The 18,443-nt window shown below is 65.1% G+C and carries 17 protein-coding genes; 11 read left to right on the forward strand and 6 right to left on the reverse strand.

Annotated features, from left to right (window positions below):
- Nucleotides 1–16: 16 nt before the first annotated feature.
- Both RhoFasB10_RS06160 and RhoFasB10_RS06165 read left to right on the forward strand, forming a co-directional pair.
- A complete protein-coding gene (locus tag RhoFasB10_RS06160; RefSeq protein WP_068424978.1) occupies nucleotides 17–646 on the forward strand; it encodes an AMP-binding protein in 630 nt (209 codons plus the stop codon).
- Nucleotides 643–1,530, forward strand: a complete 888-nt coding sequence (locus RhoFasB10_RS06165) for a siderophore-interacting protein (RefSeq protein WP_068424976.1) — start codon at nucleotides 643–645, stop codon at nucleotides 1,528–1,530. Before RhoFasB10_RS06160 ends, RhoFasB10_RS06165 begins: the two co-directional genes overlap by 4 nt.
- A 47-nt stretch (nucleotides 1,531–1,577) precedes the next feature.
- Here the strand turns inward: RhoFasB10_RS06165 and RhoFasB10_RS06170 are convergent, their stop codons facing one another.
- Nucleotides 1,578–2,987 (reverse strand): MDR family MFS transporter, encoded by a 1,410-nt coding sequence (locus RhoFasB10_RS06170; protein ID WP_068424973.1) that lies wholly within the window; start codon nucleotides 2,985–2,987, stop codon nucleotides 1,578–1,580.
- A 62-nt stretch (nucleotides 2,988–3,049) separates the two neighbouring features.
- Here RhoFasB10_RS06170 and RhoFasB10_RS06175 point away from each other — a divergent pair, with 62 nt between their 5' ends.
- Together RhoFasB10_RS06175 and RhoFasB10_RS06180 are read left to right on the forward strand one after the other, a co-directional pair.
- Complete coding sequence (locus tag RhoFasB10_RS06175; protein ID WP_167675610.1) at nucleotides 3,050–3,934, forward strand: phosphoribosylaminoimidazolesuccinocarboxamide synthase; 885 nt, start codon at nucleotides 3,050–3,052, stop codon at nucleotides 3,932–3,934.
- A complete protein-coding gene (locus tag RhoFasB10_RS06180; protein ID WP_068424967.1) occupies nucleotides 3,931–6,057 on the forward strand; it encodes a S9 family peptidase in 2,127 nt (708 codons plus the stop codon). Before RhoFasB10_RS06175 ends, RhoFasB10_RS06180 begins: the two co-directional genes overlap by 4 nt.
- 47 nt (nucleotides 6,058–6,104) lie before the next feature.
- Here the strand turns inward: RhoFasB10_RS06180 and RhoFasB10_RS06185 are convergent, their stop codons facing one another.
- Nucleotides 6,105–6,785, reverse strand: coding sequence for a response regulator (locus tag RhoFasB10_RS06185; RefSeq protein WP_068424965.1), 681 nt, complete (start codon nucleotides 6,783–6,785; stop codon nucleotides 6,105–6,107).
- On the reverse strand, nucleotides 6,782–8,278 hold the full coding sequence (locus RhoFasB10_RS06190; RefSeq protein WP_167675658.1) for a sensor histidine kinase: 1,497 nt from the start codon (nucleotides 8,276–8,278) through the stop codon (nucleotides 6,782–6,784). Before RhoFasB10_RS06190 ends, RhoFasB10_RS06185 begins: the two co-directional genes overlap by 4 nt.
- 192 nt (nucleotides 8,279–8,470) lie before the next feature.
- Here RhoFasB10_RS06190 and RhoFasB10_RS06195 point away from each other — a divergent pair, with 192 nt between their 5' ends.
- The 3 genes from RhoFasB10_RS06195 (at nucleotide 8,471) to RhoFasB10_RS06205 (ending at nucleotide 11,233) form a co-directional block, all read left to right on the forward strand.
- Nucleotides 8,471–9,856, forward strand: a complete 1,386-nt coding sequence (locus RhoFasB10_RS06195) for a cation:dicarboxylase symporter family transporter (protein ID WP_068424959.1) — start codon at nucleotides 8,471–8,473, stop codon at nucleotides 9,854–9,856.
- 116 nt (nucleotides 9,857–9,972) lie between these two features.
- Complete coding sequence (locus tag RhoFasB10_RS06200; RefSeq protein ID WP_068424957.1) at nucleotides 9,973–10,479, forward strand: glutathione peroxidase; 507 nt, start codon at nucleotides 9,973–9,975, stop codon at nucleotides 10,477–10,479.
- Nucleotides 10,480–10,534: 55 nt separating this feature from the next.
- Entirely contained in the window at nucleotides 10,535–11,233 is a 699-nt protein-coding gene (locus RhoFasB10_RS06205) for a DUF2334 domain-containing protein (protein WP_068424955.1), read from the forward strand.
- 52 nt (nucleotides 11,234–11,285) lie between these two features.
- On the opposite strand, the gene RhoFasB10_RS06210 is transcribed toward RhoFasB10_RS06205, so the two are convergent.
- A complete protein-coding gene (locus RhoFasB10_RS06210) occupies nucleotides 11,286–11,930 on the reverse strand; it encodes an MBL fold metallo-hydrolase (RefSeq protein WP_068424945.1) in 645 nt (214 codons plus the stop codon).
- 89 nt (nucleotides 11,931–12,019) lie between these two features.
- On the opposite strand from RhoFasB10_RS06210, the gene purS reads away from it, so the two are divergent.
- Both purS and purQ read left to right on the forward strand, forming a co-directional pair.
- Nucleotides 12,020–12,256, forward strand: a complete 237-nt coding sequence (gene purS / locus RhoFasB10_RS06215; protein WP_068424943.1) for a phosphoribosylformylglycinamidine synthase subunit PurS — start codon at nucleotides 12,020–12,022, stop codon at nucleotides 12,254–12,256.
- Nucleotides 12,253–12,930 carry a phosphoribosylformylglycinamidine synthase subunit PurQ gene (gene purQ / locus RhoFasB10_RS06220; RefSeq protein ID WP_068424940.1) on the forward strand — a complete coding sequence of 226 codons (678 nt, stop codon included), beginning with the start codon at nucleotides 12,253–12,255 and terminating at the stop codon, nucleotides 12,928–12,930. The genes purS and purQ overlap by 4 nt, the downstream gene beginning before the upstream one ends.
- Before the next feature lie 28 nt (nucleotides 12,931–12,958).
- Here the strand turns inward: purQ and RhoFasB10_RS06225 are convergent, their stop codons facing one another.
- Nucleotides 12,959–13,792: a hypothetical protein gene (locus tag RhoFasB10_RS06225; RefSeq protein WP_206030564.1), complete on the reverse strand. Its 834-nt coding sequence runs from the start codon at nucleotides 13,790–13,792 to the stop codon at nucleotides 12,959–12,961.
- 109 nt (nucleotides 13,793–13,901) lie between these two features.
- Between RhoFasB10_RS06225 and RhoFasB10_RS06230 the strand changes: the two genes are divergently transcribed.
- Entirely contained in the window at nucleotides 13,902–15,179 is a 1,278-nt protein-coding gene (locus RhoFasB10_RS06230; RefSeq protein ID WP_167675612.1) for a M18 family aminopeptidase, read from the forward strand.
- Nucleotides 15,180–15,293: 114 nt separating this feature from the next.
- Here the strand turns inward: RhoFasB10_RS06230 and RhoFasB10_RS06235 are convergent, their stop codons facing one another.
- Nucleotides 15,294–16,049 (reverse strand): nucleoside phosphorylase, encoded by a 756-nt coding sequence (locus tag RhoFasB10_RS06235; RefSeq protein WP_254303487.1) that lies wholly within the window; start codon nucleotides 16,047–16,049, stop codon nucleotides 15,294–15,296.
- A gap of 100 nt (nucleotides 16,050–16,149) precedes the next feature.
- On the opposite strand from RhoFasB10_RS06235, the gene purL reads away from it, so the two are divergent.
- Nucleotides 16,150–18,441, forward strand: coding sequence for a phosphoribosylformylglycinamidine synthase subunit PurL (gene purL, locus RhoFasB10_RS06240; protein WP_167675614.1), 2,292 nt, complete (start codon nucleotides 16,150–16,152; stop codon nucleotides 18,439–18,441).
- Nucleotides 18,442–18,443 lie beyond the last annotated feature (2 nt).

Here is an 18,443-nt window from a genome sequence, read left to right on the forward strand (position 1 = left end):
AGTGTGAGGACGAGGAGTGAACGATCCCGGCGGTGCACCGACGACGGCCGTTCGTCGCTCGCTGACACAGTGTCTCGACGACGCACCGGACGACGTCGTCGCTCTGATCGCCGACGGCAACGCCGTCGACTACGGCTCGTTGTCGGACTCGGCTCACTATCTCGCCGCCTGTCTGCACCGCTCGGGCGTCGACCACGGAACTCGAGTGGGTGTCCTGGTAGCCGGTGCCGTCGACTTCGCCGTCGCGTTCTGTGCGCTGGAACGGCTGGGCGCAAGCATCGTGCTCCTCGATCACTCGGGCATGCCGGATGTGCTGGTCGACCGGCTCCGTCGCGGCGACGTCGAACGCGTGCTGGGTCACGTCGGCACGGAACACGTCCTCGACGACGTACTGGTCGAAGCGGACGTGACGGAACTGCCGACGATCGTCGCGGGCGACTATTCCCTCACTGTGGTGGTCGACGTCGTCGAGAGTCGTCCGGTACGGGAGATCGTGTTCTTCGAGGACGACCAGGGTCGCGCGGCTGTCACGGCGTTGGTGGCGGGTCTGTATGCCGGCGCGACCGTGGCTCGTGTACCGAGCATCGATAGTGAGCGTAGGCTAACCATGCACACGCGCAGATCTAGCGAAGACGAGGTTCGATGACGGGCAAGGGTTACTACTTCGCCGAAGTGGTCGCGGTCGAGCAGTTGACCACGCACATGGTCCGGGTGACGTTCGGCGGCGACGACGTCGCGCAGTACGTCTCCAACGGCAAGCCCGACGAATGCGTCACCATCTTCTTCCCGCGAGACGGTGAGGACCGCCCACCTGCGATGACCGAGGTCGACGGTCAATGGTGGTACCACGACGTCGAACCCGTGCCCGACGGCCGCAACTACACGGTGCGTCGAATCGATTCGGCGACAGGCACTCTCGTGATCGACTTCGTTGCACACGAGGGAGGCGTCGCAGCCACGTGGGCGTTGAATGCCACCGTCGGTCAGGTCGTGCTGTGGACGCGCCCCCGCTGCTGGTACGACCTCCCCGAGACCGCGGAGTGGCAGTTGCTCGTGGCCGACATGACGGGACTGCCCGCGCTGGGTCGGATCGTCGAGGAACTGCCCAGTGGGGCGAAGGCGCACGCCATCGTCGAGGTGCTCGAACGCGGCGACATCCAGGAGTTCGAGACCAAGGGCGACGTCACGTACGACTGGCGGATCGGTTCCGGCAACGGCGATTGCGCGAGCGTGCTCGAGGGCGCCGTCCGTGACTACGCCCTCCCCGACGGCGAAGGCTACGTCTGGTTCGCGGGCGAGGCGTCGTCGTCACGCGTCGTGCGCAAGTACTTCCGCAAGGAACTCGGTTATCCCGTGCGGCAATTCGAGATCATCGGCTACTGGCGCGTGAATTCCGAACAGTGGCTCGAGAAGTACAAGAAGTATCAGGAGGAGGCGTTGGCCGTGTACAACGGCGCGCTGACCGCGGGCCGTAGTCAGGCCGAGGCGAGCGAGGAATTCGACGCGATGCTGGAGCGGGTGGGGCTGTAGGCGACTTCGTCGCACGTGCGTGCGAATGTTTAGCAGGTCATACATTTTCACTCACGGGTGGCAGCCGACTTGGGCATCAGCGCCGCCGCGGCGAGCATGACGACCGCCGTCACGAAGACACCCACGAAGACCAGATGAACGGCGTCGGACAGCTGCACCGGATCCGGCTCGCCCGATACTCGCGAATTCACGACGGCACCGAACACCGCGACTCCGACGGCACTTCCGATCGAACGCGCGAACATGTTCGTCGACGTAGCAACACCACGCTCTTCCCATTCGACGCTCGTCTGGGCGGCGATGAGCGTCGGGCTGGCGATGAGACCCATGCCGAGGCCGACGACGAAGCAGACCGCCGCGATCATCCAGATCGGGGAATCGGAGCCGACCAGCGTGGTCGCACCTGCGCCGACGACCGCGATCGTTCCACCCGTCATGGCCGTCGCGCGAAACCCGAAGCGTAGATAGAACTTGCCCGACAGCGACGCTGCGATCGGCCATCCCAGCGTCAGCGTCGCCACTGCGAAACCCGCCACGATGGCACCGGTACCGAGGACGCCTTGGACGAACGTCGGAACGTACGAGGTCAGACCCAGCACGATGGCACCCACCAGCAGCGAGATGAGGCTGCTGACGACGAGTACGCGACGCGTGAAGACCCAGAGCGGCAGGATCGGCTCGGCGGCGCGCGTCTGCTGCCACGTGAACAGAGCCAGCGCGACGACGCCACCGACGAAGATGGAAATGCTGATCGGCGACGCCCACGCCCACGACTGGCCGCCTTCGAGGAGGCCGAGCAACACCGCGGCGGCGCCGATCGTCAGCAGGGCGGCACCCGCGTAGTCGATCTTCGGCTTCGTTCTGTCGAGTGCGCCCTCGTGGAAGCGCCGGATCAACACCCACCCCGCCAACAGACACAGCGGAATGTTGACGAAGAAGATCCACCTCCAGGACAGGAACTCGGAGAAGACTCCGCCGAGTGCGGGCCCCAGGACCGCGCTCATCGCCCAGACGCTGGCCAAGTAGCCCTGTGCCTTGGCGCGTTCCTGCAACGTGTAGATGTCACCCGCGATCGTCACGGACATCGGCTGCACCGCGCCTGCGCCGAGTCCCTGCACGGCGCGGAACGCGATGAGGGCGGGCATCGACCACGCGAGGCCGCACAGGATCGATCCGAGAAGGAACACCCCGATGCCCCACAGCATGACCTTTTTTCGCCCGAACAGGTCGGCCAGCTTGCCGTAGATCGGGACGGACACGGCCTGGGCCAGCAGGTAGATCGAGAACAGCCACGGGAACTGACCGAACCCACCGAGATCGCCGACGATCGTCAGCACCGCCGTCGCGATGATCGTCGAGTCGAGCGCGACGAGTGACGTGCTGAGCATCAGGGCGATCAGAATCGGCCCTCGCTCGGACCGGAAACCGACATCGGGCACTTCTTGGTTCGTTGCCATCACCAACCATTGTTCCTCGACACGGGCAGACCGTGCGAGCACACCCAGATAGGGTTGGTCTCGTGCGTCCACAACTCAGCAGCTATGAACACCTCGCCGGGGGTAAGGTTCGCGATCTCTACGTCATCGACGACGACCATCTTCTCCTCGTCGCGAGCGATCGAATCTCGGCCTACGACCACGTTCTCGAGACACCCATCCCGGACAAGGGCCGCGTCCTGACGGCAATGAGCGTGTTCTTCTTCGAGGAGTTGGGTGGCGTCAACCATCTTGCCGGGGACCCTCGCGACGAACGCATCCCGCAGGAACTTCTCGGACGGGCTCTCGTCGTCAAGCGGCTCGAGATGGTGCCGATCGAATGCGTCGCCCGTGGATATCTGACCGGATCGGGACTGTCGGACTACCAGCGCACCGGCGCGGTGTGTGGCGTCGAGCTTCCCGCAGGGCTCGTCGAGTCGAGCAAGCTCGACGAACCGATCTTCACCCCGGCGGCGAAGGCTGCCCTCGGTGAGCACGACGAGAACGTGGACTTCGCGGCCGTCGTCGACAAGGTCGGTGAAGAACTCGCGTTCAAGCTGCGTGAGGACACCCTCGAGATCTACACGCGTGCAGCGAATTTCGCACTGGACCGCGGCGTTATTCTCGCGGACACCAAGTTCGAGTTCGGTCTCGACGCGGACCGCAATCTCGTTCTTGCCGACGAGGTTCTGACTCCGGACTCTTCACGTTACTGGCCCGCCGACGGTTACGAGGAGGGCAAGGTGCAGCCGAGCTTCGACAAGCAGTTCGTCCGCGACTGGCTGACGGGTGAGTCCGGATGGGACCGCCACGGCGACACTCCGCCTCCGGCCCTGCCGGACGACGTCGTCGCGTCGACCCGCGCACGGTACATCGAGGCCTACGAACGCATCTCGGGCCTGAACTTCGACGATTGGGTACACCCGTGACACTCGTTCCTCCCGTCGCCAAGAAGGTTCCGCACGAGCGGACGCACCACGGCGACACATTCGTCGACAACTACGAATGGTTGCGCGACAAGGACGATCCGGAAGTGATCGCCTACCTCGAAGCCGAAAATGCGTACACCGAGCAGCAGACCGCCGGTCTGGAACCGTTGCGCGAGGCGATCTTCGACGAGATCAAGTCACGTACCCAGGAGACCGACCTGTCCGTGCCGACGCGCATGGGGGACTGGTGGTACTACTCCCGCACGCAGGAGGGCAAGTCCTACGGCCTCCAATGCCGTTGTCCCGTCGACTCTCCCGAGGACTGGACGCCGCCCTCCTTGCGAGACGACGTTCCCGGTGAGCAGGTCCTGCTCGACGCCAACGTCGAAGCCGAAGGCCACTCGTTCTTCGCACTCGGCGCATTCTCCATCAGCCGCGACGGCAATCTACTGGCCTACTCGGTGGACGTCGAAGGCGACGAGCGCTACACGATGCGGTTCAAGGACCTTCGTACCGGCGAGATGCTGCCCGACGTCATCGAGAAGACGGCACCCGGCGCGACCTGGTCGTTCGACCACAGCTTCGTCTTCTATCAGACCGTCGACGAGTCGTGGCGACCCGACACGGTGTGGCGTCACAAGCTCGGGACGTCGACCGACGAGGACGTCACGGTCTTCCACGAGCCGGACGAAAGCTATTGGGTCGGCTTCGGATCGACGCGCAGCGAGAAGTACCTGATGATCTGGGTCGGCTCGAAGATCACGTCCGAATGCCTCGTCCTCGAATCCGACGACCCCGAGGGTGAATTCCGCGTCGTGCTCCCGCGCGTCGACGGCGTCGAGTACAGCATCGAGCACGCCGTCGTGAAGGGCGAGGATCGATTCCTCGTCCTGCACAACGGATCCGTGAACGGGTGGGGCACCGACGGAGCCAAAGCCGAGAACTTCATCCTCGCCGACGCACCCGTCGACGACCCGACGCAGCAGACGACGCTCGTTGCGCACCGCGCCGACGTCCGGCTCGAGGACGTCGACGCCTACGCCGATCATCTCGTACTCGGTTACCGCCGGGAAGCGCTGACGCGTCTGGCTGTCTGGCCGCTCGACTCCACCGGCTACGGCACGTACCACGAGCTCGAATTCGACGAGGAGCTCTACGCCGTCGGATCGGGATCGAACCCGGAATGGACGCAGCCTCTGCTGCGATTGGCGTACACGTCGTTCATCACGCCCGGACAGGTGTACGACTACGACTTGTCGACAAAGGAGCTGTTGCTCCGCAAGTCGCAGCCAGTACTCGGTGACTTCGACGCGTCGAACTATGTGCAGCAACGGGATTGGGCGGTCGCGTCGGACGGCACGCGGATACCGCTGTCGATCGTGCGCCGCAAGGACGTGCCCGACGGCCCCGCGCCGACGCTGCTGTACGGCTACGGCTCGTACGAGGCGTCGATGGATCCGGCGTTCTCGGTGGCGCGGCTGTCGCTACTGGACCGCGGCATCGTGTTCGTCGTCGCGCATGTCCGAGGCGGCGGCGAGATGGGCCGGCACTGGTACGACAACGGCAAGACGCTGACGAAGAAGAACACGTTCACCGATTTCGTCTCCGCGGCACAGCATTTGATCTCCACCGGACGTACGTCGCCGGAACATCTGGTCGCCGACGGCGGGAGCGCGGGAGGACTGCTGATGGGTGCCGTCGCCAACCTCGCTCCCGAGTTGTTCAACGGCATCCTGGCGAACGTGCCGTTCGTCGATCCGCTGACGTCGATCCTCGACCCGTCGCTGCCGCTGACGGTCATCGAATGGGACGAGTGGGGAAATCCGTTGGCGGACAAGGAGGTGTACGAGTACATGAAGTCGTACAGCCCCTACGAGAACGTCGAAGCCAAGGACTACCCGTCGATTCTCGCGATCACGTCGATCAACGACACTCGTGTGCTGTACGTCGAGCCGGCGAAATGGGTTGCGGCGCTGCGCGCGACGAAGACCGGTGACTCGGAGCTGCTACTGAAGACCGAGATGAGCGCGGGTCACGGCGGCGTCAGCGGGCGTTACGAGAAGTGGAAGGAAGCGGCGTTCGAGTACGCCTGGATCGTAAGCGCCTCCGGCGCACGTGCATAGAAACGCATAGCCCTCTATGTATTTTCGTGCACGTGCGGCGAAGCCGCCTACCGCCAGACGTACCGCACCTGCGGGCGTCCGGCGCGGCCGTATTCTGTGTTGCGCGTGACGAGGCCGTCGTCGGCGAGGCGTTCGAGATAGCGCCACGCCGTGACGCGCGAGACGCCGACGAGCTTGGCGGCCTCGGACGCGTTCAAGCCGCCCGGCGCGTCACGGACGATGGCGGTGACGCCGTCCATCGTCTGTGGCGCGATGCCTTTCGGTGACGACGCCCGCTCGTCGGCCGTGCGGAGACGGGACATCGCGCGGTCGATGTCGCGCTGGCTCGCCGCGTTCTCACCCGCGGGCAACGCGTCGTGGAACTCGCGATAGCGTTCGAGCTTGTCGCGAAACGCCGCGAACGTGAACGGCTTCAGTAGATACAGCACGACGCCGTGCGCGACGGCCGATCGCACCACGGACAGATCTCGCTCCGACGTGATCGCGATGACGTCGGGGCTCGGCCGCAGACCACCCAGAGCGGCGGCGACGTCGATGCCGTTGGAATCGGGCAAGCCGATGTCCAGGAGCACGAGGTCGACGGGCTCCTCGGCCTCGGTGGCGGCTTTCAAAGCTGCCTGTCCGGTATGCGCCATGCCGACGACGGTGAACCCGGGCACGCGTTCGACGTAGTTCTTGTGTGCCTCGGCAATCAGAACCTCGTCCTCGACGATCAGCACCCGGATCATGCGGGCCGGTCCAGTGGAATACGCGCCGTCAGCACCGACCCGTACGTGATTTCGGACGTCAGCGCGCCGTGATAGCGACGCACGACCTGGGTAACGAGCGCGAGGCCGAGACCGCGCGACCCGGACTTGGTGGAATAGCCTCGCGTCAGCGCTCTTTCGAGAACGTCGGCGGGCATTCCCGGCCCGCTGTCGGAGACTCGCACGAGTAGTTCGGACGCCGAATCGCGCACGGTCACTTCGACCCACGGTTGTTCGGCTTCCTTCGACGCATCGATTGCATTGTCTATCAGATTGCCCACCAGCGTGACCAATTCGCGAGGCGTCACCGAACCCGCGTGATCGAGCGCCGTGTCCTCGGTGATCGACAGCTCCACGCCCTGCTCGGCGGCTTGGCTCACCTTGCCGAGGAGTAACGCCGCGAGGGCGGGTTCGCTCACTGCCGTCATCAGCCGGTCGATCAGATGCTGCGAGAGTTCGAGATCGGCCGTCGCGAATTCGACGGCTTCCTGCGGCCGCCCGAGTTCGACCATCGTGATGACGGTGTGCAGGCGGTTCGCCGACTCGTGCGCCTGCGAGCGCAACGACTCCGCGAAACTGCGCACCGAGTCGAGCTCACCCATGACGCCCTGCAGTTCGGTGCGATCTCGGACGGTCAGGACGTCTCCGAGACGATGACCTTCCCACATCACGGGGTCCTGGTTGACGACGAGTATCCGGTTGTCGGTGACGTGGAGCTCGCCGTGCACGGTTCCGGACTTCATCTGTTGCAACGATTCCGGGAGATCGGTTCGGTGGACCGGGCCGTCGGGAAGATCGAGGAGCCGTCGCGCCTCGTCGTTGACGATCTCTGCGCTGTTCTTGCGGCCGAACACGACGAGGCCCTCGCTGATCGAGTGCAGCACGGCGTCGTGATGCTCGTACATCGAGCGCAGTTCGTCGGGAGCGAGCCCGAGGGTCTGGCGTCGTAACCTTCTCGCGAGCAGAACGGACCCGACAGTCGCGACGACGAACGCAGCGACGACGACCCCGACGATCAGCGGTAGGCCCTGGAAGAACTGGTCGCTGATCTTGGCTCGTGTGACTCCGGCCGACACCAGTCCGACGATCGTGCCCGCGGAGTCGGTCACCGGCGTCACCGCCCGGATCGACGGGCCGAGCGAACCCACGTAGGTCTCGGTGAACGTCTCGCCCTGCAGCGCTCGGTCGATGTTCCCGCTGAACGGTTTGCCGATCAGGTCGACGGTGGTGTGCGTGAACCGCGTGCGGTCCGGCGCCATGACGACGATGAAGTCCACGCCGGTGACGCCGCGGATCTTCTCGGTCTCGGGCTGCAATCGGCCGGTCGGGTCGTTCGACACTATGGCCTCCGCCGTCGACGGCTCGTTCGCGATGCTCGCGGCGATCGCGACGACCTCGCGCCGGGTCGCGTCGTCGCTGTTCGAGCGCTCGTGGACGACCGTCAGCACGCCGCCCGCGAGAACGACGACGGCCATGACGACCAATTGCAGGACCAGAACCTGCCCTGCGACGCTCGTCGGGCGCTTGGCCACGTGCGGTGCCTTCTTTCGTAACTCGAATCTGTGAACAGAATGAACGTATTCGTGACATCGGTCACGGCTTCGACCACCATCGTCCTCTAGCAAGGCGTGATCCAACTCACTCCATTAGTCACAAAGGACATACCCATGACTACCAGCATCGATGCTGACGGAAGCCGCAACCCGGTTCCCGAACCCAAGAAGAAGCGCGACAAGACGCATTGGCTCTACATCGCGGTGATCATCGCCGTCGTCGGCGGCGTCATCGTCGGCCTGACTGCGAAGGACTTCGCGGTCGAGCTCGCAGTTCTCGGAACTCTGTTCGTCAGCTTGATCAAGATGATGATCAGCCCGGTCATCTTCTGCACGATCGTCCTCGGCATCGGATCGGTGCGTGCCGCGGCCAGCGTCGGCAAGGTCGGTGGCCTCGCCCTCGGTTACTTCATCGCGATGTCCACGATCGCCCTCGCGGTCGGCATGGTCGTCGGGAACCTGATTCAGCCGGGTACCGGCCTCGATATCCCCAGCAGCGGTTCCGGTGACCAGTACGCGAACGCTGCGCACGAGGCCGGCGGCACGATGGACTTCATCGCAGGCATCATTCCGGAGACGCTGCTGTCGTCGCTCACGTCGGGCAGTGTGCTGCAGACCCTGTTCGTCGCCATCCTCGTCGGCTTCGCGCTGCAGGCCATGGGCAAGTCGGGCGAAGGCATTCTCAAGGGCATCGGCGCGGTGCAGAAGCTGGTCTTCCGTGTCCTGACGATGATCCTGTGGGTCGCCCCGATCGGTGCTTTCGGAGCCATCGCCGGCGTCGTCGGCAAGACCGGATTCGACGCGGTCATCCAGCTCGGCACGCTCATGCTCGCCTTCTACATCACGTGCTTCATCTTCGTGTTCGGGTTCCTCGGCCTTATCCTGCGCTTCGTCTCCGGCTTCTCGATCTTCAAGCTGGTCAAGTACCTGGCTCGCGAATACCTGCTGATCGTTGCGACGTCGTCGTCCGAGTCGGCTCTGCCGCGTCTGATTGCCAAGATGGAGCACGTCGGCGTCGAGCGCACCACCGTGGGCATCGTGGTTCCGACCGGCTACTCGTTCAACCTCGACGGCACGGCGATCTACCTGACGATGGCGTCGATCTTCATCGCCGACGCCATGAACATGCCGCTGTCGATCCCGGAGCAGTTCTCGCTGCTGCTGTTCATGATCATCGCGTCGAAGGGTGCGGCCGGAGTCTCCGGTGCCGGTCTGGCCACGCTGGCAGGCGGCCTGCAGAGCCACCGCCCCGAGCTGCTCGACGGCGTCGGCCTCATCGTCGGCATCGACCGGTTCATGTCCGAGGCCCGCGCGGTCACGAACTTCTCCGGAAACGCCGTCGCGACCCTGCTCATCGGCACCTGGACCAAGACCGTCGACGCCTCCCGCGTCAAGACCGTCCTCGACGGCGGCCTGCCGTTCGACGAGGCAACGATGGTCGACGACCATCTGCCCGAGGACGACCGTCCGTCCCTCCAGAAGGAGCCTGCGAAGGCGTGAGAGCTGCCGGGTGCTGCCGAATCCCCCCGGCGCCCGGTTCGGTAGAACAGGAGAACGACCTCGCTTACAAGCGGGGTCGTTCTCCTTTTGCGGTAACGCACAGGTAGGTTCGGGGCATGACTGAAGTCCAGAACATCGGCATCAACACGTTGGGCGGAGCGCCCACCTCGCTCGATGAATATGCAGGAAGAGCAGTCCTCGTGGTCAACGTCGCGTCGAAGTGCGGCCTGACCCCCCAGTACTCCACCCTCGAGAAGCTGGCCTCCGAGTACTCGTCGAAGGGACTCACGGTCATCGGCGTGCCGTGCAACCAGTTCGGCGGCCAGGAGCCCGGCACCGCCGAGGAGATCGAAAGTTTCTGCTCCACCACCTATGGCGTCACCTTCCCGATGATGGAGAAGATCGAGGTCAACGGCGAGAACCGGCACCCGCTGTACGCCGAGCTCACCAAGACTGCCGACGCCGACGGTGAAGCGGGCGACATCCAGTGGAACTTCGAGAAGTTCCTGATCTCGCCCGACGGCGTCGTCACCAACCGTTTCCGTCCTCGCACCGAACCCGATGCGCCCGAGGTGCTGGCCGCGATCGACAAGATCCTGCCGAAGGAAACGATCGCCGTTTAGCCTGTCGCCACGCGATTGTCGAGCCTCGTTCACCCTGGTGTGCGAGGCTCGAGCCATGTCTGGACGACTGATCGTGTCGGTGAGCGGAATCAGGGACGACACCTGCGAGAACGTCGTCGAGTTCGCGCAGGAACTCGACAAACGCGGTGTCGCGATGTCGCTTCTCGTCGCACCACGACTGAAGGACAAATACCGTCTGACGCAGGACGAGCTGACGCAGGATTGGCTGCGCAGCCGTCGCGACCGGGGTGATGCCATCGTGCTGCACGGCTACGACCAGGCTGCGACGAAGCGTCGGCGAGCGGAGTTCGCGGCGCTGCCGCGTCACGAGGCGCGGTTGCGTCTGATGGCCGCCGATCGCGTCATGGAAGAGATCGGACTGCGCACGCGTGTCTTCGCTCCGCCGCGGTGGGTTGCCTCGCCCGGAGCTGTGGCCGCGTTGCCCGACGCCGGGTTCCGCATGATCGCCGGTGTGAGCGCAATCCACGACCTCGAGACCGGGGCCGTGCAGCGCGGGCGTGTTCTCGGCATCGGCGAGGGGTTCAAGACCGAACCGTGGTGGTGCCGCGCCCTCGTCATCGGGGCCGGCCGCACCGCGCGACGTGACGGCCTGATCCGCTTGTCGGTCAGCGCAAAGCAATTGGGCCGTAGTGGGCCGCATCAGGCGATGCTCGACGCGGTCGATCTCGCGTTGTACAGCGGCGCCGAGCCTGCCGTGTACGAGCACGTGCGCCGGATTCGCCGGGCGGCCTGACGGCCCCGTGCGCGCGAATGTACAGAGGGCTGTACATTCGCGCGCACGTGGGCTAGATCTCGACGCTGGTCTCGGCGTCGAACGTACGAAACTCGGTGGCGTCGTCGGCCATGTCCGTGAACCGTCCGTAGTAGATGCCGCGTGCCTGCTCGGCGACGACCGCCTGATGGATCGGGAATGCCGCCCGCGGCGCGACCGCACGCAGGAACTCGACGTTCTCCGAGAGCTTCGACCATGGCGCTGCCGTCGGGAGCGCCAGCACGTCGACCTTCTGTTCCGGCACGAACAACGAGTCGCCCGGATGCAGAAGCTGACCGGGATTCTCGGGTGTGCCGAGGAGATAGCCCGTGTTGTCGATCACGGGAAGCTCGGGATGAATCACCGCGTGCGTACCGCCGACGCCGGTGACCTGGATGCCGCCGATCGAGAAGACGTCGCCCGCGTGCGCGGCCGTCCAGCGTTCACCGAGCTGAGACGTCGTCATGGGATCGGCGTACAGCGCGGCACCCGGATTGTCTTGCAGCAGAGCAGGAAGCCGCTCGAGATCGACATGATCCGGATGCTGGTGGGTGACGAGGATGGCGTCGAGACCCGTGATGCCCTCGAACCCGTGCGAGAAGTTGCCGGGGTCGAAGAGCACGGTCGTGCCGTTCAGTTCGACGAGTACACAGGAATGTCCGAAGTGTGTCAGTCGCATGTACTCAACATATGCGCAGTTTCGCGACTGTCGCAGTGCCTGCGTAAACTCTCTTTTGCCGGTAAACATCTTTTCCTAGGAGCTTCCTCGTGGCCCGAGTAGTTGTCGATGTCATGCCCAAGGCCGAAATTCTCGATCCGCAAGGTCAGGCCATCGCGGGTGCGCTGGGTCGGCTGGGCGTCGCCGGAGTGTCCGACGTGCGTCAGGGCAAGCGTTTCGAGCTCGAGGTCGACGACAGCGTCGACGACGCCGAGCTCGAGAAGATCGCCGAGTCGCTTCTCGCGAACACGGTGATCGAGGACTGGAAGGTCACCCGTCTCGCATGAGCGCTCGCATCGGTGTAATCACGTTCCCCGGAACCCTCGACGACGTCGACGCATCGCGCGCAGTCTCGCTCGCCGGCGGTGAGCCCGTCAGCCTGTGGCATGCCGACGCCGACCTGAAGGGTGTCGACGCCATCGTCGTGCCCGGCGGCTTCTCCTACGGTGACTACCTGCGCGCGGGTGCCATCGCTCGATTCGCGCCGGTCATGGAATCGGTCGTCACCGCAGCTCAGGGCGGTATGCCCGTGCTCGGCATCTGCAACGGTTTCCAGGTCCTGTGCGAGGTCGGTCTCCTTCCCGGCGCGCTCACCCGCAACGAAGCGCTGCATTTCGTGTGCCGCGACCAGTGGCTGAAGGTGGAGAACACCGACACCGCGTGGTCGTCGCGCTACGACGTCGGCGCCGAGATCCTGATCCCGGTCAAGAACGCCGAGGGCCGCTACCAGGCGCCGCAGAACGTGCTCGACGAGCTCGAGGGCGAAGGCCGAGTCGTGTTCCGCTACAGCGGATCCAACCCGAACGGTTCGCAGCGCGAGATCGCGGGCATCTGCTCGCCCAACGGCCGCGTCGTCGGACTGATGCCGCACCCCGAGCACGCCACCGAGCCCCTGACGGGCCCGAGCGACGACGGTCTCGGCATCTTCTACTCGGCTCTCGACGCGGTCGTCAACGCCTGACCCACATGGTGTCGGTGGCCGGAACGCACTAGCCGTCGGCAAGTTCACGCAGCGTGTCGGCGAAACGCCCTGTCGGCTCGACGACACCGTTGCGGGACACCTGGCAGTACTCGTCGTCGCGCCAGAAGAACACCTCGCTTGAGAGCTGGCTGGGGGTGTCGGTCGACAGCATGACCGCGAGCTCGAGCAGCAGGTCCGCGGCGCGTTGTGCTTCGTCGTGCGAGCGTAGGCGGTGGCAGTCGATCTCGTATGCGCTCGGTACGGCGAACAGAACGCCGAACGGGGCGTCACCCAGTTCGTCAGCGAGGAAGCGCGGCATGTTCGCCACCTTGGACGCCAGATAGATCGAATCGCCACGCCGAACCTCGACGGCGACGTCGTCTTTCAGCATGCTCTCGTACGTCTCGAACTTCACGGCCGCGGTGTTCTCGCGGCCGAACGCCCACGCGGCAGACAGATCTCGGTTGGCGAGATACCGGTCTGCCACGTTCAGGGCCAGGTTCGGAAACGAGAGGTTGAGTACCCGCCGTGGCGAACCGGGCGCGTCGACCAACGGGCTGGAGTACGAGTACTCGTTCACGATCGACAAGATCTCGGGTGGAACTACTCGTTCACGAAGACGCATGTAGAACTCGTCGTCGGGCATGCCGAGAAGGTATTCGGGGTTCGAAAGACGTTGCGTCTCGAGCGTCGTCGTCACGTGGAACTCGATCATGTCGTCCCAATGTCGGCGATCGTTGACGCTGCACCGCTGCACCAGGTTGTGCAGTCCCATCGTGAATCCCGATTCCATCCGCAACGTCATCCCGTCGATCGTCGTCACCTCGACCCCGCGGCTCTTGCACGCGGCGATCACCTTCATTCGGATGATCGCGACAGATGTTGCGGTAAACGGTTGTTGCGCAAGGTAATTCATGTCAGCTCCCGACTGTCGATGTGGTCTTGTCCTGTTCGACGCAGTGGCTGACACAATGGTTCCCATGTCCTCCAACGCCACTGCTGCCGGTCTGTGCAATTTCGTCGACGTCTCTCCGTCGCCATTCCATGTGTGCCGAACGGTGTCGGTACAGCTCGAGGAGGTCGGATTCGTCCGTGTCGAGGAGACCGAGGGATGGCCGACGGAACCGGGGAAGTACTACCTGATCCGTGGTGGGTCTCTCGTGGCCTGGAGTACTCACGCCGATGGCCCGTTCAGGATCGTCGGCGGACACACCGACAGCCCCAACCTCCGCGTGAAGCAGAACCCGGATCTCGAATCCGCGGGGTGGCAGATGGTCGGGCTCGAACCGTACGGGGGCGCCTGGCTGAACTCGTGGCTCGATCGGGATCTCGGAATCTCCGGTCGACTCAGCGTGCGCGACGGCAGCAGCCTGCGTGAAGTACTCGTCAAGGTCGACGAGCCGATTCTGCGTGTGCCGCAGCTGGCGATTCACCTGTCCGAGGACCGCAAAGGCGTCACGCTCGACCCGCAGCGACACGTCAACGCGATCTGGGGCGTCGGAAATTCACCTCGCTCGTTCGTGGACTACGTGGCCGCACTGGAAGGCGTCGAACCCACCGACGTTCTCGGGTGGGAGCTGATGACGCACGATCTGGCCCCGAGCGCGATCGTCGGCGTCGGATCCGAGCTGGTCAGCGCGCCCCGGCTCGACAATCAGGGCACCTGCTACGCCGGGACGCAAGCGCTGATCGCAGCGGTCGCCGCGCCGACGGACGTCACGCCGGTGCTTGCACTGTTCGACCACGAGGAGGTCGGCAGCATGTCCGACCGCGGTGCATTCTCGGATCTGTTGAACACGGTGCTCGAACGGATCGTGCTCGGACGCGGCGGCGGGCGCGAGGAGTTCCTGCGCACGATGGCGGGCTCGATCTGCGCGTCGGGCGACATGGCACACGCGACGCACCCCAACTACCCGGATCGCCACGAGCCGGCGCACCGCATCGGACTCGGCGGCGGCCCGGTGCTGAAGGTCAATCAAAACCTCAGGTACGCAACGGATTCCGCAGGTGCAGGCGCGTTCGCGTTGGCGTGCGACCAGGCGGGCGTGCCACTGCAGAGGTACGTCCACCGCGCGGACCTGCCGTGCGGCTCGACGATCGGGCCGATCACCGCGTCGCGCACCGGGCTGTCGACCGTCGACGTCGGCGCTGCGCAACTCGCGATGCACAGCTCACGTGAGCTCATGGGCGCGTCGGACATCACGGCGTACGCCGATGCACTGGCGGCGTTCCTGGCGCCTGCGGCGTAGCAATCTCGGGGAGCTGACACCCTTTTTGCACTGCCAACACCCCACATGAGCCGCGAATTCGGGGGCTAGCTCGGCAAGAAGGGTGCTCGCTCGACAAGCCAGGTGCCAGCGGAATCAGAAGCGCACGCAGGCATCGGCCGCGAGCCAGAACAACTGCTCGCGGACGGTGCCCGCTTTGGTCCAGCCGCGGTGCTCCCAGTCGGCCGCCAGCGAGTCACCGGCGTACAGCAACTGCGCGAAGCGCACCCCGCGATACTTCGCGACGGCACAGAACGCCGACGCTTCCATGTCGACCGTCAGACACCCCTCGTCGACGCGCCTCGACACCCGGCTTCGGGTCTCGCGGTACAGCGCGTCGGTGGTCCACGACCGACCGGTGACGTGATCGATGCCCGCCTCGGTCAGCACCTGCTGCAGCAGCGCGACGCCGTCGGGATCCGCATCGACGACGCGACCCGGCGGGAGGTAGTGGAAGGACGTGCCCTCGTCGCGCACGGCGCTGTCGACGACCATGACGTGTCCCATCCCGAGCTGATCGGTCAGCGCGCCCGCCCCGCCGACGGCGACGAACTCCTCGCACCCGAGTGCGATCGCTTCTTCGAGAAACAGGGCGGCGAGCGGCGCACCGACGCCCGGATGGAACACCGCGAGACGCTCACCTGCGCGTTCGATCTCGTAGACCGGGTGTTCGCCGTGCTCGGACCGCAGGATCGACAGCACCCGAGCCTTGCCTTCGCCTGCTATGGACTCGATCACCTCGGCGAAGAAGCAGACGACGGCCTTCTTCGGGACGTCCACCCCCTTGACCACCATCTGCGGCGTGATGACGCCTGTTTCGTCCAGATCGTTCTCGGTCAAAGGGATGTCCACCAGGCCATGTTCGCACAAACGACGAACACTGATTAGAGCCTGTCGGCCTGCACGGATAGACTGACCTCGGCAATTCGCTCCAGGGAAGGACTCACTCCTCGTGTCCGTCGATACAGTGTCAACCGCAGTCGCCACACCGGACGTGGCGCAGCCGTACAAGGAACTCGGACTCAAGGACGACGAGTACGCCCGAATCAAAGAGATTCTCGGCCGTCGCCCCACCGACGCCGAGTTGGCGATGTACTCCGTCATGTGGAGCGAGCACTGCTCGTACAAGTCCTCCAAGGTGCACCTGAAGTACTTCGGCGAGACCACCACCGACGAGATGCGTGAGTCGATGCTCGCCGGTATCGGTGAGAACGCAGGCGTCGTCGACGTCGGTGACGGCTGGGCCGTCACGTTCAAGGTCGAGAGCCACAATCACCCGTCGTACGTCGAGCCCTACCAGGGTGCCGCGACGGGCGTCGGCGGCATCGTCCGCGACATCATGGCCATGGGCGCACGTCCCATCGCCGTCATGGATCAGCTGCGTTTCGGTGCTGCAGATGCGCCCGACACGCGCCGCGTGCTGTCCGGCATCGTCTCCGGCGTCGGCGGCTACGGCAACTCCCTCGGTCTTCCCAACGTGGGCGGCGAGACGGTGTTCGACGCGTCCTACGCCGGCAACCCGCTGCTCAACGCGCTGTGCGCAGGCGTCATGCGCGTCGAGGACATGCACCTCGCATTCGCGTCGGGTGTCGGCAACAAGATCATCCTGTTCGGTGCGCGCACCGGCCTCGACGGCATCGGCGGCGTGTCCGTCCTCGCGTCGGAGACGTTCGACGGCGATGTCGCAGCCGACGGCGAGAAGGGAACTACGCGGAAGAAGCTTCCTGCCGTCCAGGTCGGCGACCCGTTCACCGAGAAGGTCCTCATCGAGGCCTGCCTGGAGCTGTACGCGAACAAGCTCGTCGTCGGTATCCAGGACCTCGGCGGTGCCGGATTGTCCTGTGCTACTTCAGAACTCGCGTCCGCAGGTAGCGGTGGCATGCACATCGCGCTCGAGCAGGTGCCGATGCGCGCCACCGGAATGACTCCGGCAGAGGTGCTGTCGAGCGAGTCGCAGGAGCGCATGTGCGCCGTCGTCACGCCCGAGAACGTCGAGAAGTTCATGGCCGTCTGCACGAAGTGGGACGTGCTCGCGACGGTCATCGGTGAGGTCACCGACGGCGATCACCTCGAAATCACGTGGCACGGTGAGACCGTCGTCGACGTTCCGCCGAAGACCGTTGCGCACGAAGGCCCGGTCTACACCCGCCCGGTGCAGCGTCCCGACACCCAGGACGCACTCGTCGCGAATTCGACTGCATCGCTGACTCGTCCGCAGACGCCGGACGAGTTGAAGGCCACGCTCCTGAAGATGATCGGTTCGCCGCAGCTGTGCAGCCGCAAGTTCATCACCGAGCAGTACGACCGCTACGTCCGCGGGAATACCGTCCTCGCCGAGAACGCTGACGCCGGTGTGGTTCGCATCGACGAGAAGTCCGGCCGCGGCATCGCGCTGGCCACCGATGCGTCGGGCCGCTACACCGCGCTCGATCCCTACCAGGGTGCTCAGCTCGCGCTGGCCGAAGCCTTCCGCAACGTCGCCGTCACCGGTGCGACCCCGAAGGCCGTCACCAACTGCCTCAACTTCGGATCCCCCGAGGACCCGGGTGTCATGTGGCAGTTCCAGCAGGCCGTCCGCGGTCTGGCCGACGGCTGTGCCACCCTCGGCATCCCGGTCACCGGCGGCAACGTCAGCTTCTACAACCAGACCGGCTCGGAAGCCATCCTCCCGACCCCGGTCGTCGGCGTTCTCGGTGTCATCGACGACGTCCACCGCCGGATCCCGACCGGCCTCGGCCTCGAGCCCGGCGAGACGCTGATTCTGCTCGGCGACACCCACGACGAGTTCGACGGTTCCATCTGGGCGCAGGTCGAGCACGATCACCTCGGTGGCGTGCCGCCGAAGGTCGACCTGGCACGCGAGCAGCTCCTCGCGGACATCCTGCTCGCCGGGTCGCGCGACGGCCTGATCAGCGCCGCGCACGATCTGTCCGAGGGTGGACTCGCGCAGACCGTCGTCGAAGCCGCGTTGGCCGGTGAAACCGGTTGCCGCATCCTGCTTCCCGAGGGCGCGGATCCGTTCGTCACGCTGTTCTCCGAGTCCTCCGGCCGCGTGCTCGTCGCCGTGCCGCGCACCGAGGAGACCCGTTTCACCGGCATGTGCAGCGCCCGTGGTCTGCCGTGGACACGCATCGGCGTCGTCGACGAAGGCTCGGACGACATCGAAGTTCAGGGTCAGTTCTCGGTCTCCATGACCGAGCTCCGTGAAACCTTCGAGGGCACCCTTCCCAGACTCTTCGGGTAGGC

The organism is Rhodococcus sp. B10 (assembly GCF_011770055.1).
Classification (GTDB): Bacteria; Actinomycetota; Actinomycetes; order Mycobacteriales; family Mycobacteriaceae; genus Rhodococcoides; species Rhodococcoides kyotonensis_B.